Here is a 15286-nt window from a genome sequence, read left to right on the forward strand (position 1 = left end):
GTCCAGTGGAATAGTATTCATTTAAGCTGGTGGCAGGAAACATGGCGCTAATATCACTACGCGCAATGGTTCTGCTGTAGGAAAAGCGGGTCACTAAATCATCCGAGATATTCAGGCTAAAATCGAGATTAGGCAGGTAATGATCATAGTCGCCGTCGAGAGTTTCAGTATAGGTTTCGTCGGCAAATATTTCTTCCATTTGTAGCGGCGTTATCCAGTTAAAGCCGACCACAGGATTGGTAATGGAGTAAGAAGAAACATCCGTTTGTTCATAACGAACACCGATATTGGCTTTAAATTCCATGCCATTAAATTCAGAGACAAAATCAAAGGCAAGATAAGCGGCATTGGTTTCTTCTTCGATTCCATTCATGTTATTGGATGTTGGATTTCGTAAACCCTGCTCATCCACTAAATCGATAAATTGTTCTGCACTGAATAGGGGGAAAGATTCAAACCCGATGGCGCCAGGCGCAAAGGATAAATCCAGAGCGGAGATATCCATCGCGCCATTTCCGAGTGCAAAGTTAGAACTGGTAATTTTATTGGTATCCACTTTATAGGTGGTTTGGCTTAAACCAAACTTGATACTGTCTAAGGCACCATCTTCCATGTTGTACCAAATACCATCGAACTGAACTTGCTTGATATTGTTTTCAATTTCATAGCCCCGTTCTTGATATAAATCGCCTTCAATATTATCAAGGGCATATGCGCCGCCAATCAGAGCTGAATCGTCATAACTCACCGTTGGGGTGTTGGTAGAAAAATCAGCAGAAATGGTTACCGGTGCGGCATCGCCAAAAGGATTTTTTAAATTGGCAAGGCGTTCTGCAGGCAAAGCGCCGGGGTTGGCATGGGAGGTGGAGTCATGGGCATCTAATTTAAATCGCAAAGATTCGGTGGCTTGCCAATCAAAATTAACCCCTATGGAGTCATTTTCTGTTTTAAAGGCATATTCCCAGGCCCAGAAATTTAATTCATCGTTAGTACGGGTTGGATTAATAATGGTGCCGTTTACATCGGCAGCACCGGTTTCCACATTATCGAACCAAAAACTCATTCGATTCATTTCACCCCGTTCATCTAAACGGGACATGGTGTAATCAATGGCGGCTTTAAAGGTATCGGTCGCTTGATATTGCACAACCAATTGACCATTTTGACGTTCACGGGAATAGTCGCTTTTTTCAAGATCCACCGTGGTGGTGCGCCATGTGGTTAGTGTCGGGTTGAGTGAAGTATCAATGGCGCTGGTGTCGGGATTAGCTTGACCAGGATAGCCTGTGCCCCAGCCTTGGGTGCCGATACGATCAACATGGCTATCCCGTTCAGAATGGGAAAAGGAGGCAAGGACACCTAATTTGCCATCGGCAAACCGGTTACTGATCATGCCGGAAAACTCAGGGGTGACATCATCGCCTTTGTCCACACTGGTATCCATTACCGCTTTGGCACTCACCATGGCAACAAAACCATCGTAATCAAAGGGCTTGGCGGTTTTTATATTTATTGTTGCCCCTAGGCCCCCAGAAGGTACATAAGCCTTTCCTGTTTTATACACTTCTACACCGGATACGCTTTCTGCGGCCAGTTCACGGAAGTTAAAGCTCCGTGAAACACCGGCGGATTCCAACGCTGAGGAGTTGGGCATCTGACGACCATTGAGCGTCACCAAGTTAAAGCTTGGGCCGAATCCGCGAACGGTCACCTGGTTGCCTTCGTTGTTGCTGCGATCAATGGAAACGCCGGTGATGCGTTGTAAGGACTCGGCAAGGTTGGTATCAGGAAACTTACCAATATCTTCGGCAGAAATGGCATCGACAACACCGCTGCTGTTCTTTTTAACATTCATTGCCGATTGTAATGAACCTCGAATGCCGGATACCTGGATAACTTCCACATCTTTGGCTTCTTCTTGAGCATGTGCAATGGGAAAAGAGCCCATAACGATGAGTGCTAGAGCACTTTTCTTAAATCTGTTATTGAGTGTCATGATGTTCCTCAGAGTATGATGTTTTCGTTTTCAAATCTACAACATTTTATAAACATGTCAACATAAAATTGTTAACAATATTCAAGGTGAGTAAAATGGCCCCTAGGTTAGCCTTATTCAATAACAGATATTGATTAGCCCCCATTATACGGGGGACAAGAGCAGGAAAATGACCCAATAGAAGCTGTAAATGGGACGGCCAATGGACTATCTGACCTATCCAACTTAGCACTAAAAAGCGCCATATCTGCAATCTCATTGTTACATTCAAATATTATTTACCTTTACATCTTACCTGATGCTGATGTAGATTGTTAACAATAAATTGTAATTTATTAAGCATATTAGGTCGTTTAAGAATGAATAACAGTAAGATAGCCGCCATTGACGTTGAGTATTACAAAGTGCCATTAGCCGAAGTGTTATCTGATGCAAAGCATGGTGATCATACCCACTTCGAACTGATTCTTTGCCGCATAACCTGTGCCGATGGTCTGGAAGGCGTAGGCTATACCTATACCGGTGGTAAAGGCGGCCGCGCCATATGTTCATTGTTAAATGACGAAATGAAGCCCTTGCTACTAGGTCTGGATGCATCTGACATTGAACTGATTTGGAACCAATTGCAGTGGGAATACCATTACGTTGGACGAGGAGGGTTACTCAGTTTCGCCATCTCGGCAGTAGACATTGGGCTATGGGATATCAAATGCAAACGGGCCAATCTGCCATTATGGAAAATGGCCGGCGGGCAGAGTAATAAAACCAAATGTTACGCAGGGGGGATTGATCTTAATTTTTCACAAGAAAAATTATTGGACAATATTCAGGGCTATCTAGACAGAGGTTTTGAGGCCGTTAAAATCAAAGTGGGTAAAGAGGATTATCGACAAGATGTACAACGGGTGGAAGCCGTTCGCAAGCTTATTGGTAACCATCGGGTGTTTATGGTGGATGCCAATTATTCCATGACCATTGAGCAGGCGATCCAGTTTGGCCGGGCCATAGAGCATTGTGATATTACATGGTTTGAAGAGCCCATCATCCCAGATAACTATCATGGTTATGGCGAGATTGCCCGCGCACTTACTATTCCCTTAGCCATGGGGGAAAACTTACATACCATTCATGAATTTGAATATGCCTTTGCCCAGGCTAAATTGGGGTTTGTACAACCGGATGCGTCAAATATTGGCGGCATTACCGGCTTTCTCAAAGTCGCTGAGCTAGCGAAAAAGCACAAGCTACCTTTGTGTAGTCATGGAATGCATGAATTACATGTGTCTTTACTCGCTTCACAACCTCATGCTGGCTATTTGGAAGTTCATTCCTTTCCTATCGACCAATACACGACACAACCTATAACACTTTCCAATGGCTTGGCTGTTGCCCCTGATATTTCAGGAACCGGGGTGGTTTTTGATCACGCCCTATTAGCCCCTCATTTAGTTAAACATTTTTAAGGTAAACATTATGCAAGCTGCACAATATATCGGGAATAAATCATTTCAAGTGGTGGAAGGTGAGGCCATTGCGCCTAAATCGGGGGAAGTTCGCCTGAATGTTGGATATGTGGGCATCTGCGGTACGGATATGCATATCTATCATGGCGTGATGGATCAGCGGGTGTCTATTCCCCAAACCATTGGTCATGAAATTTCAGGGGTGGTTGCTGAAATCGGTGACAAGGTTGAAGGGTTTGCCGTTGGTGACAAGGTGGTTGTGCGTCCTCTGGATTGGTGTGGCGAATGCCCAACCTGTAAAGCCGGTTACATACATATTTGTCAGAACCTGAAATTTATGGGGATTGATACGCCAGGGGCTTTTCAGTCAAGCTGGACAGTGAAAGCCCGTACATTACACAAACTGCCTGACGGCGTCGATTTACAACAAGGGGCTTTGATTGAGCCTTTGTCTGTGGCTTGTCACGATGTCCGGCGTTCTCGGTTACAAGCCGGCGAAAAAGTCGTTGTGCTCGGTGGCGGGCCAATTGGTCAATTGGTCGCGGCCGTGGCCAAAAGTGTTGGTGCTGAAGTGTTGGTATCAGAGCCCAACGACAGTCGTCGCGCCTTTGCCGATAAACTCGGGGTGAAATCCGTGAATCCAATGGAAACGGATTTGGCGGCCTTTGTGGATGACTGGACCGGTACGAAAGGTGCGGATGTGGTATTTGAAGTATCAGGTGTGAAACCGGCGATTGATGCCATGACCCAAATTGCTGCACGTCGGGGCCGCATTGTGATGGTGGCTATTCATAGTACAAAACCTGAAATTGATTTGTTTCAATTCTTCTGGAAGGAGTTAGAGTTGCTAGGTGCCCGGGTTTATGAGGCGGCAGATTTTGATTGGGCAATAGAATTAATTGCTTCTGGCAATATTGATTTGAAGCCTTTTATCAGTTCAGTGAGCCCGTTAAATGATATTGGCAGTACTTTTGCCAGCATGGATGGAAATCCTGAAGGTATGAAAGCACTGGTAGAATGTAACGCAGAGTAATTAAGGCAGCGCAATGAATAAAGTTCTTGAAAAATTTAGCTTGGCCGGCAAGGTCGCGTTAGTTACCGGTTGTAAACGGGGCATCGGTAAAGGGATTGCGTTAGGTTTAGCTGAAGCGGGGGCCGATATTATTGGTGTTTCGGCAAGCCTGGAATTAAAAGGTTCACAAGTAGAACAAGAAGTGACGGCCTTAGGGCGTAAATTTAGTGGGTACCAGTGTGACTTTTCAGATCGTGATGCGTTATATACCTTTATTCAGCAAGTCAAAGCCGACTTTCCGAAAATAGATATTTTAGTGAATAACGCGGGCACGATTTTACGTGCCCCAGCGGCGGAACATGGCGACGCGTTATGGGATAAGGTCATCGACGTTAACCTGAATTCTCAATTTATTTTAAGCCGTGAAATTGGAAAAGAAATGGTGGCCCGCGGTGCCGGTAAAATACTCTTTACCGCGTCGTTGCTAACTTTTCAAGGTGGCATTACCGTGCCTGGTTATGCCGCGAGTAAAGGTGCCATCGGTCAGCTCGTGATGGCACTTTCCAATGAATGGGCGGGTAAAGGTGTAAATGTTAATGCCATTGCTCCAGGGTATATAGATACTGACAATACCGAAGCGCTACGTAAGGATAAGGAGCGCAGTGCAGCGATTTTAGGGCGTATTCCACAAGGCCGCTGGGGGAACCCTGACGACTTTAAAGGGCCGGCAGTCTTTTTAGCGTCTGAGGCCGCAAATTACGTTAATGGCGCTATTTTACTGGTCGATGGCGGATGGATGGGGAGGTAATCTCAATGAGTGAGCAAGATTTTCAGTTTCATAATAATGTTAATTTTATCGGTGGTGAATATGTTGCCTCTACATCTGATGAGGTCATCGACGTACTTAATCCCGCAACCGGTGAAGTGATTGGTCACATACCCATGGGATGTGAAGAGGATGCGCACCAGGCACTGGATGTCGCTAATCGTGCTCAAAAAGCGTGGGCAAAACTCACCGCCCGTACACGGCAAACATTGCTGCGCACTTTTGCCAATAAAATTCGCCAGAATAAACATGTTCTGGCACCGATGATTGTGGCCGAGCAGGGTAAATTACTGTCGGTTGCAGAAATGGAGGTGGATGTGACGGCCACCTTTATTGACTATGCCTGTGATAATGCACTGACCATAGAAGGGGATATTCTTCCTTCAGATAATGAAGATGAAAAAATCTATATTCATAAAGTACCGCGCGGCGTGGTGGTGGGGATCACCGCATGGAATTTTCCGTTGGCATTGGCCGGGCGAAAAATCGGCCCAGCCTTAATTACCGGCAATACCATTGTATTAAAACCCACTCAGGAAACGCCATTAGCCACAACGGAGTTAGGCCGTTTAGCCAATGAGGCAGGCATTCCTCCAGGGGTATTTAATGTCATTAATGGCACGGGCTCAGTGGTTGGTCAAACCCTCTGTGAAAGTCCCATCACTAAAATGATTACTATGACGGGCTCGACCGTAGCGGGTAAGCAGATTTATAAAACCAGTGCCGAGTATATGACGCCGGTGATGCTTGAGCTAGGAGGCAAAGCGCCCATGATTGTGATGGACGATGCTGATCTGGAGCAAGCCGTGGAGAGTGCGCTATGGGGACGTTTTGCCAATTGTGGGCAAGTGTGTACCTGTGTTGAGCGATTATATGTTCATGATGCCATCTATGATGAATTTATGGCGAAATTTCTTCCCTTGGTGAAGGGGTTAAAAGTTGGGGATCCCATGGATCCGGCTACCCAAATGGGCCCTAAATGTAACCAGCGGGAAATTGCCAACATTGACCATATTGTGCAAGAAAGCATAAAGCAGGGGGCGAAAATTGCCACTGGCGGAAAGGTCGCGAACGTGAGTGGTTTTGAAGGGGGCTGCTGGTATGAACCCACGGTGTTAGTGGATGTAAACCAAGACAATATAGCCGTACACGAAGAAACCTTCGGTCCGATCCTGCCCATCGTTAAAATCAGCAGTATGGAGCAAGCCATTACCTACTGTAACGACAGTATTTATGGTTTAAGTGCATACGTCTATACACAAAACTTCTTTAATATTCATAAAGCCATTAATGACTTAGAAGTGGGGGAAGTCTACATAAACCGTGGTATGGGCGAACAACACCAAGGTTTTCACAATGGCTGGAAGCAAAGCGGTTTTGGCGGTGAAGACGGAAAGTTTGGTTTAGAGCAATATCTTGAAAAGAAAACCGTCTATCTTAAAGAAGTATAAAAAATAGTGCCATTATCAGATTCGTTCTGATGCTGGCACGCCATCAAAATCTTATCTTGCTACCCAAACCTGTATTGGGTAGCAAGCGTACCCTACCACATTAATACTACGCCGTTTCTGGCTCTTTCCAATTTAAAATAGCATCATCGTCAACGGGTTCTAGCGGGTAATAAATGGCCTCATTTTCTTTAAAGGGTTTATTACTCAATGCGTTGTAAGCCATGATAATGGTCCAGCGAGGTTCGGATGAACGGTTCTGGTTTGATTTATGTAGCAGATTACAATGGAAGAACAGGGTGTCACCGGGTTCCAGTTCAACATTTACCAGTTCTAAATGTTTCATGGCTTCTTCTACGAACTGCATTTCCGCCCCTTTTTGATCCCCCGTTCTATTGTGGTTTAAGCGACCAAGATGATGGGACCCTTTTAGCACCTGCAAGCATCCATTTTCTATGGTGGCTTTATTAATGGCAATCATACAGCTCACCAGCTTTGGATACAGCATAACGTTATCGTGGTGCCAATAACCATAATCTTGATGCCATTCCCAAGCGCCGCCAACGAAGGGTTCTTTCATCATGATTTTGGTGCTGGTGTGATAAACGGGCTCACCAATCAATAAGTTTGCCGAATCGGTTAAACGACGTCCTCGGGAAAACATGCTGTAAAGATCATCCCCAAGTTCCTGCCATAGGCATACTTTGCTCACCGTACCTGATGCGTCCTTCTTGTCCCACGCTCTTTCGTATAATGAATCATCGTTAAATGCTTTATCTTGAAGACGTGTTATTTCTTCTTGGCTATAGAAACCACGGGCAATAACATAGCCATCGCGGTGAAAATCGTTGATTTGTTCAGCAGATAATATTTTTTTAGTCATGGGGCACCTATATTGAATTCATCATAAGTTAATGGATGTTTATATACAAATGCATCATTCAGATACAAATACTATATGTTTAATGTAGATTGTCAACAATATGTTAAGGTTGTTGCATGTTTTTGTGCGGCTATGTATAAATCGCTGGGTTAACCTTTTTTGTAGAGATATTATCGGTGACAGACGTTGTTAAAAATAAATATGCAGTACCTGCCCTAGACAAGGCGCTAGACGTATTGGAGTATTTGGTCGATCAGGAATTGCCTAAATCCCAAAGTGAAATCGCCACCGCCTTGGGGCGGAATGCCAATGAAATTTATCGGGTATTGGTAAACTTAGAAGCCAGGGGGTATTTGGTTCGAGATAGGGTATCGGGTCGCTATCGAGCATCGTTAAAAATCTATAATTTGTCGCGCCGCATTTCTCCCATTGATCAAATGCGCCAGTGTGCGCTGCCTCACATGGAAGATTTAGCCGTTACCATTGGTCATTCGTGTCATTTAACCATGTTATATCAAAGCCAAACCATGGTGATTGTACAAGCTCGAAGTCAGGTTCCTATTTCATTGAATATCACCGAGGGCGCCATATTTCCCACATTAGATACCACGCCGGGTAAAGTGTTACTGGCCAATAGTAATGCCGCTGTTAGAGAAATGATTTTACAGCGTAGCGAGACTTATCAAACCTATGACGAGGGGCAAAAAACACAGTTGTTAGCAGACTTAGAGGGTATTCGTAGCCAAGGCATATGTGTGGCAAAAAGTCACTTTATTGAAGGCGTTACGGATCATGCCGCCTTAGTAGGGCAGGCTGACGGAAAGATCATTGCTTGCCTTGTGGTTTCAACGTTAAATACCCATTTAGCCCACCCCCAAGAGAAAAACGATATCATTTGCGCGGTAGCCGATACGGCCAAGAAAATTGCTCAGCAACTCGGGTGCTAAGCAATTGGGGCGTGAAAATAAAGGGCTTTATTCGGTGAATAGGGGAACCGTGAATTTAGGCTGGGAGCTTTTCTAATTTCATCGGATAGCTTTGATTGGCGTTCCACTGGCCCACATACAGATTTTCATCATCGTCAATACAAATACCATGACAATGATTAAAAACGTTCCAGGTGGAGCACATGGGTTGTAACTGGCCATCCATATAGCTAGGTTCAGTGGCGCCTAAATTTGCGACTATGTTATCGTTTTTATCAAAGATACTGATAAACCCTGAATTATCCGCCATGTTACCGTCCACATCAGACCAGCATACGGGGGCATAGCCGTAGTCATTATGTAATACCGGCGCGCCCATATAGGCCCCAGGTGTAGGAATGGTTTGTATATATTCGCCCCGTAGGGAAAAGCGTTTTAACGCCATTTCTCCCCGAGAACTGACAATTAACTGTGGTTCATTGCCTTGGCGATGATCCAACGTTATTCCATGGGTATTCACAAGGTTTAGATGTGAATTGGGGTTATCTTGACCGCCCCAGTGACGAATATAACGACCTTGGCTATCGTACTGGAGTACATAGTCAGAGCCATATCCATCGGTAACATATAAATCACCGTTTTCGGCGACGGCTATATCGGTGGGACGGAAAGGTTGGTCGGGTCGGTAAACACCGATAGTTTGTGGGTGCCCGATGGTATAGATAAGTTGGCCATCTATTGTCAGTTTGGCAATAAATCCACTTTGAGGGATCATTTTGTTGTAGGGAGAATCCCATTTATCCGTGGATACACCGTCCCATTTGGGGTTTAATTTCCAACCACTATCCACGAGATAGATCACGTCTTCCCCGTTTTCATTGATAATTTTAATGGCATGGGCGCCGGGGTATTCCGTTCCCCACGTGTCAATGAGTGTTCCGTTACGATCATACACAATAATATTGTTTTTAACGTTATCGGTAACCATCACAATGCGACCACGGGAATCGAAGGTGAGATCGTGACAATTTTCTACAGGATAGTGTTTGGGATCGAGTTGTCCCCATCGTGCATTGACGCGGTATTTGAAGTTTCCTTGCCCAATGATTCGTCCATGGGGATCTTGCTGAGATTGGGGTAAATTAGTCGGCGACTGCTCCATGGTTATTTTGTCCTGAATGGGATTTCCTGCCAGTAAAAAGCAAAAATACGCGGGTTTAAGGTGAGGTTAATTGTAGCAAGTAAATGAGTTGTGTATACAGTAGATTGTTAACAATTCATCGTGTGGGATAAAATGAGCGTTTGGCGGTATTGCCAAACGCAGAAAGGTTTGTGGTTAGCGAATGTTGGCTTTAAGGGCTTTGGTTGCCAGTTTGATGTCGCCACTGCGCAATGCTTCGAGAATTTGACGATGCTCGTCTACACATTCTACTCCCGATGTAATGCGTTTATAGTTTAAACGCATCCGCATTACAAAGGGGTACCAGATATTCACTAATTCATCACCGCCAGCTTTGTAGATTAAAAACCGGTGGAAAGAAATATCCACTTTAGTGACCTCGGTATAATCTTCGCGCTCAAAGGCGGCTTTTAATTCGTTGAGAATTTCCTCCAGTTCGGTAAAGTCTTTTTCTGTTAATGAATCAACCAATTGTTCCACCGCAAACACTTCAATATTGCGCCGTAAGTTGATCATTAATTTCTGCATTTTAGGATCTAAAACGCTATTTACCGAAGCCCCCACATTATTTTTAGAAATCAGCAAACCCTCTTTGGTTAGCTGTAAAATAACATCACGGATTGGGCCCCTTGAAAGGCCAAAACGTTCGGCAAGCTCTTTCTCATTAAGCTTGGTGTTGGGAGGTAAATCACCGGATATAATGTCAGAACGCAATTGTTCTGCAATTTGATCTTTGACAGATAAAATTTTGGTCGGTCTTGCCCCGGTCATTTCATTATCCTTTTTAACTGTGTATGCGAATAGTAAGGGAATCGGACTGGGTCTTTCAATTGTTTTATGATTTATTGTCTACAAAAAACAATAAAAGCTCAAAAATTTCTTTTATTACGCCTATTTTCAGCCTCTTACTGGATGAGATGTAAATATAAGTTTTAAACGGTGTTGCTTAATTGTTTTGGCGTCCATGCCCTTCATTCCCTTTATTTGATATAGCGAGACTGATAGATTTTGCGGTTGACCTGTTGAGCGGCTTTTACCATTTGGGGATATGGGGTATCGGTGACACTGACAAATCCCACATTGTAATTTTCCCCATCATGGGCTCGGCCGGTTATGGGTGAATCCATATATTGAAACCAGTGGGCGCCCACAAAAGAAGGGTGATCCATCACAGATTGCATGTAATCGGCAAACATGGCCGCTCTGTCCTGTTGGTTTGCAGCCTGTACGAGTCCTGGATGGAATAAACCGGAATCTAAGGCACCAATATGGAATTCACCTATAATGGCCGGTTTGTCTATGTTTTTAAGAAATGCCCATTTATCTTTACGCAAGCCTTCTTTGTAGGCATTAAAGCTCACCACATCGGCATACTTCGCGGCGGCTGCCACAACTTCTTTTGGCATTCCCCAATCCGGAAGACGGGAGCCGAGATACAGATGGTTGGGTAAGTGTTTTTTCACCGCATTTTTTACTACCCGGTAATATTGTTGTGCATAAGCGCTAAGTAAAATACCGTAATCTTTAATTTGCTGGTCGTTGTTAATGTCAGAGTTGATCCCCTTGTCAAAAGCTTGCCAGTCTGTAATCTGTTTATTCCAGGCGGCATTTAAGGCCTCGATACTGCCGTATTTTTGTTTCATTAGCCGTGTAAATTCCGCTTTCGTTGGAACTTGCTCGCCGTCACGTCTAAGTGTATTTAGTACTATGCCGTAGTAAGAGGTAAGATTATCCGGGCGACCAAAGCTTAATTCGTTGTCAATAAACACACCCACACACCAAGGACTATTTTGTACTTCATCGGCAACAATACTTGCGGTGATGTTGGCACGATGGGCAAATTCCGGATCAAACACATCTGGCATGGGCGCCCAGAAATCGTTACCACTGGAAACCGTCTTATAGTTTCCGGTAATCCAGCCGTTGGCAAAGTAGGGTATTTGCTCGTTTTGGTAAAAGGAGGGATCTGTCCAGTTGCCAAGAGAGGTAAATCCCCAGTTGAGCATGCGTTTAATGGTGACATCACGCCAGGTAGCCATGTAGTGCTCACCATATTTACGTTCTAAATTAGCGGAATAAAAACTAAAGGTTTCGCCATGTTTTACTGGGCCGGAATGCACACTTCGGCGATACCCAAAGTGTTTACCTAACGGTTCATCATAACTTGGTAGCCACTCAAACATCGCTTTACGCATAGGTGAGGCCACAAATCGCGATGGAATTGCTTGGTCGGGAACACGGTTTAACCCTTGGGAATCTTCTGGGGTGACATCATTTGCATCCTTAGGGGGGAGCAACGTTTGGTCAAAATCATAGCCCGTTAAGGTGGTGCTGTTTGCCAGTCTTATGATGTCGATACCCGTGGCAAAATACAGGTAGCCTTCAGGGTCCACCAGCCACCATTTACCGTCTACTTTTTGCGTTCTAAAATAGCCCGTAGCCGCTAATTTAGGGCCTTGTTTCCAGCCGTTAAAACGACTTCTTTCAGAGCGATCCGTGAATTTAAATGAAGCCAGTTCCTTATCTCTGGTTGCAATTAACTGCTGTTGTGAGTGGATTTTATTGGGGAATTCCTCCTTGGCATTCTGACCAAATTTATCCACGATCTGGGTGAGGAACGTGGGATCCATCGGCGGATTCTGTCTAAGACGAACGTTGCTCAAAATAAGGGTCTTGTCATGCAAGGCATCTTGAACACTCAATGTTATACGGGTAATGCCAGCAAGATTGAGATTCTTTTTGCCCCACATGGAGATGAACTGTTTGTCTTCACCTTGCCAGGTAGGCGGGTTAGAACGTAAGCCGGATAGAAAATTCAATTCGATATTTTCATCACCATTGGGGGTGGCCAGATCATGGCCTTGCATTTTTCCATAGTAGGTATGGGTTTTGCCCACGGGAATACTGATACTACGGGTATAGGTTGCGCCATCAATATCGGTAATATCCAACTTTAATTGTGTGGAATAGGGGCCTGGATTTGCGATATCAAATGCAATATTAAAATCCCTTAAATCATGCCAGTCGTATGGGGTTTGTGGTTCCAGTGAAATGGCTGAATAGGGATATTGTTCCGATTGAAAGTGGATCTGTAAGCCCTCAGGAGTCATTGAACCCGTGGCGTGCTGCAATTTTACAATATCCGGTATTTGGGGGCTGTCTGTAGACAGCAGCACAGGCAGCGATTCCGTTTTAATCCGTGATGACGGTGTGCTTTCATGATGTTGCTGACAGCCACAAAGACTGATAACCAATCCTAATATGCTACTTTTAACCCAGTATTTCATTCTTTGTAACCTTAAAATCCTAAACGCTATAGCTGGAACTCTAACAGCATTTTTACATATCATCAATATTGTAAAATGATGATTGTTGACAATATGATGGATGTATAAATGTAGAAGTCTTGTCTTTTAGTTTTAAAAATTTTCTTTTTCTGCAAGGGATGAATTGATGCTAAGCTGACAAAATGCGCTTAAAGTGGCTATTTTCCCCCAGTTATCCGTTCAATAGTCAGTAAGGTGACGACATTTTTACCAAGTTCTTCTTTGTCTGAATGTCGAGCACTAGATGCTGTTTAGCGTTCAATGCTTATAATGTCATCATTTAATTGTTAACAAAATAGGTTTGTTGCGTTAGTATGGAAAAACGCATTTGTTAACAGAGTAAGCATGTTATGCCGCAAAAATTCCACAGCGTTTATTACTGTGCCATCGTCGTTTCATTTGGTGCTTTTATTTTAGGGCTCGATGCCGCCCTTATCTCCGGCACAATTAAATTCGTGTCCGCGGATTTTTCATTATCCGACATGCAAATAGGAATGATGGTAAGTGCACCGGGATTGGCGGTGTTATTTGCGTTAATGTTTACCGGTTATATCTGTAATCGTATCGGGCGTAAAAAAACCTTAATTGGTATTTCATTTATTTATATTTTTTCCGCCATTGCCTCTACCTTCGCACCAAACTATGAAACCTTGGTAATCGCCCGTTTTGTCGGTGGCTTGGCCTTTACCTCTTTATCTGTGGCAGCCATGTATATTGGTGAAATTGCCCCTCCTGCGTTGCGTGGACGTCTGGTTGCCATGGTTCAAATTAGCATTGTGGTGGGTTTTTCCGCTGCCTATTTTATTAATTACGGCTTGTTACAGCTTTCGCAAAGTAGTGCACAGTGGGTGGTGGCGGTTGGATTGAATGAAAATACCTGGCGTTGGATGTTGGGTGTGGAAATTATCCCCGCCTTAGTGTGGTTTAGCTTACTGTTTACCATCCCTAAAAGCCCACGTTGGTTAGTGTTGCGTGGTCATGTAAATGAAGCCAAAGAGGTATTGCATGCCTTTGGTAAAGGGGACAAGGTGGATGAAGAACTTGTTCAAATACAAGATAGCCTTAAAGGCATCGACGAAAATGCCTCTTTTTTTAAATCATTTAAATATCTGTTTGAAAAGCGCGTTCGCATGGCGGTGGTTATCGCGTTTATTTTTGGCGTCGTGCAACAGGTAACCGGTATCAATGCCATCTTGTTTTATGCGCCTACGGTGTTTGAGCAATTAGGGGTGGGGACCGATGCCGCCTTTTTAAATGCCGTTGTTGTGGGTGTCACTGGGATGGTCTTCACCGTTCTGGGTATTTTGTTGATCGATCGGGCAGGACGACGCCCTTTAGCTATATGGGGGCTCGCCTGGGTAACCGTCAGTTTGTTTATCTGTTACTACGGTTTTGATCAGGCCACTTATAGCTTGTCCGCTGACTTTGTGGCCCAGTTAGCCCGCGAGCACCAAGTTAATGGTCTTGAAGGCTTGGTTGGACAGGTTTTTAATAGTGACTTTGAATTTAAAGCTGCACTCATTAATGTGTTAGGTGAAGGCACCTTCAGGCAATTAGAAGGGGATATTCTACAAAGTGCCGCAACCATTCCGGTGGCTATTATTATGACTGGGATCATCAGTTTTATCATGGCATTTCATATGACCATAGGCCCGGTGTTGTGGGTACTTTTTTCTGAACTCTTTCCAACCCATGTCCGCGGTATCGCCATCCCGACCTTTGCGTTTATTTCCAGTATGGTGAGTTATTTTGTGCAGCAGTTTTTCCCTTGGCTGTTAACCAATTTGGGCGCCTCGCAAATTTTCCTGTTTTACGGCATCAGTGGTTTGATTGGGTATCTGTTGATGTTCAAGTTTATGCCAGAAACTAAAAACAAAACCATTGAAGAAATTGAATTAATGCTTAACAAGGGCGCAGCCTAAGCGTCTTTTTTTTAAGAGGTTGATAAGCAATGTCACAAACTAAAATGAGTTTAGCCACCAAACGTGCAATAGAACGTGGTTATGATAAGCAGGGACCGGCGTGGTTAACTGAATTTGATGTGATGGAGTTGCAAGGGGATTTTGCCTTTGAGGAAGGGGTGATTCGCCGCGATCCCACATCAGTTATCTTTGTCGATGGGCTTTATCATTGTTGGTATACCAAAGGAGAAGGAGAAACCGTTGGTTTTGGTTCAGATAATCCAACCGATAAAGTGTTTCCCTGGGACCTCACTGAGGTTTGGCA

11 protein-coding genes and 1 pseudogene are annotated in these 15286 nt (G+C 44.3%); 7 read left to right on the forward strand and 5 right to left on the reverse strand.

The features are described from left to right. Positions 1 to 1996: TonB-dependent receptor (locus V5298_RS15975; RefSeq protein ID WP_332932444.1), on the reverse strand; the 1996-nt coding region annotated here is incomplete at its 3' end. Positions 1997 to 2355: 359 nt separating this feature from the next. On the opposite strand from V5298_RS15975, the gene V5298_RS15980 reads away from it, so the two are divergent. From V5298_RS15980 to aldA, 4 genes are read left to right on the forward strand one after another with little or no spacing between them, the layout of a single operon-like run. Next, positions 2356 to 3459, forward strand: a complete 1104-nt coding sequence (locus V5298_RS15980) for a mandelate racemase/muconate lactonizing enzyme family protein (RefSeq protein WP_332932445.1) — start codon at positions 2356 to 2358, stop codon at positions 3457 to 3459. Between the two features lie 10 nt (positions 3460 to 3469). Then, positions 3470 to 4492, forward strand: coding sequence for a zinc-dependent alcohol dehydrogenase (locus V5298_RS15985; protein WP_332932446.1), 1023 nt, complete (start codon positions 3470 to 3472; stop codon positions 4490 to 4492). A gap of 13 nt (positions 4493 to 4505) precedes the next feature. Then, on the forward strand, positions 4506 to 5279 hold the full coding sequence (locus V5298_RS15990) for a 2,5-didehydro-3-deoxy-L-galactonate 5-reductase (protein WP_332932447.1): 774 nt from the start codon (positions 4506 to 4508) through the stop codon (positions 5277 to 5279). A gap of 5 nt (positions 5280 to 5284) precedes the next feature. Continuing rightward, positions 5285 to 6748, forward strand: coding sequence for an aldehyde dehydrogenase (aldA, locus tag V5298_RS15995; RefSeq protein WP_332932448.1), 1464 nt, complete (start codon positions 5285 to 5287; stop codon positions 6746 to 6748). A gap of 106 nt (positions 6749 to 6854) precedes the next feature. Here the strand turns inward: aldA and V5298_RS16000 are convergent, their stop codons facing one another. Next, entirely contained in the window at positions 6855 to 7628 is a 774-nt protein-coding gene (locus tag V5298_RS16000; RefSeq protein ID WP_332932449.1) for a phytanoyl-CoA dioxygenase family protein, read from the reverse strand. Between the two features lie 176 nt (positions 7629 to 7804). Here V5298_RS16000 and V5298_RS16005 point away from each other — a divergent pair, with 176 nt between their 5' ends. Then, positions 7805 to 8575, forward strand: coding sequence for an IclR family transcriptional regulator (locus tag V5298_RS16005; RefSeq protein ID WP_332932450.1), 771 nt, complete (start codon positions 7805 to 7807; stop codon positions 8573 to 8575). A gap of 55 nt (positions 8576 to 8630) precedes the next feature. On the opposite strand, the gene V5298_RS16010 is transcribed toward V5298_RS16005, so the two are convergent. From V5298_RS16010 to V5298_RS16020, 3 genes are all read right to left on the reverse strand, one after another. Then, positions 8631 to 9716: a 6-bladed beta-propeller gene (locus tag V5298_RS16010; RefSeq protein WP_332932451.1), complete on the reverse strand. Its 1086-nt coding sequence runs from the start codon at positions 9714 to 9716 to the stop codon at positions 8631 to 8633. A gap of 174 nt (positions 9717 to 9890) precedes the next feature. Next, complete coding sequence (locus V5298_RS16015) at positions 9891 to 10505, reverse strand: GntR family transcriptional regulator (protein WP_332932452.1); 615 nt, start codon at positions 10503 to 10505, stop codon at positions 9891 to 9893. Positions 10506 to 10714: 209 nt separating this feature from the next. Further along, positions 10715 to 13021, reverse strand: a complete 2307-nt coding sequence (locus V5298_RS16020; protein ID WP_332932453.1) for an agarase — start codon at positions 13019 to 13021, stop codon at positions 10715 to 10717. A 389-nt stretch (positions 13022 to 13410) separates the two neighbouring features. Here V5298_RS16020 and V5298_RS16025 point away from each other — a divergent pair, with 389 nt between their 5' ends. Together V5298_RS16025 and V5298_RS16030 are read left to right on the forward strand one after the other, a co-directional pair. Then, the gene (locus tag V5298_RS16025) at positions 13411 to 14982 is read left to right on the forward strand and encodes an MFS transporter (protein ID WP_332932454.1); all 1572 of its coding nucleotides are present in this window, start codon (positions 13411 to 13413) and stop codon (positions 14980 to 14982) included. Between the two features lie 29 nt (positions 14983 to 15011). Continuing rightward, a pseudogene (locus V5298_RS16030) lies at positions 15012 to 15286 on the forward strand (glycosyl hydrolase); the annotation flags it as partial.

Source organism: Alteromonas sp. 14N.309.X.WAT.G.H12 (genome assembly GCF_036697315.1).
Lineage (GTDB): Bacteria > Pseudomonadota > Gammaproteobacteria > Enterobacterales > Alteromonadaceae > Alteromonas.

Coding starts and splice junctions, on each gene's coding strand:
- V5298_RS16025 (WP_332932454.1), top strand. CDS start 13,411: ATGCCGCAAAAATTCCACAGCGTTTATTACTGTGCCATCGTCGTTTCA.
- V5298_RS16010 (WP_332932451.1), bottom strand. CDS start 9,716: ATGGAGCAGTCGCCGACTAATTTACCCCAATCTCAGCAAGATCCCCAT.
- V5298_RS16020 (WP_332932453.1), bottom strand. CDS start 13,021: ATGAAATACTGGGTTAAAAGTAGCATATTAGGATTGGTTATCAGTCTT.
- V5298_RS15980 (WP_332932445.1), top strand. CDS start 2,356: ATGAATAACAGTAAGATAGCCGCCATTGACGTTGAGTATTACAAAGTG.
- V5298_RS15990 (WP_332932447.1), top strand. CDS start 4,506: ATGAATAAAGTTCTTGAAAAATTTAGCTTGGCCGGCAAGGTCGCGTTA.
- V5298_RS16000 (WP_332932449.1), bottom strand. CDS start 7,628: ATGACTAAAAAAATATTATCTGCTGAACAAATCAACGATTTTCACCGC.
- V5298_RS16015 (WP_332932452.1), bottom strand. CDS start 10,505: ATGACCGGGGCAAGACCGACCAAAATTTTATCTGTCAAAGATCAAATT.
- V5298_RS15985 (WP_332932446.1), top strand. CDS start 3,470: ATGCAAGCTGCACAATATATCGGGAATAAATCATTTCAAGTGGTGGAA.
- aldA (WP_332932448.1), top strand. CDS start 5,285: ATGAGTGAGCAAGATTTTCAGTTTCATAATAATGTTAATTTTATCGGT.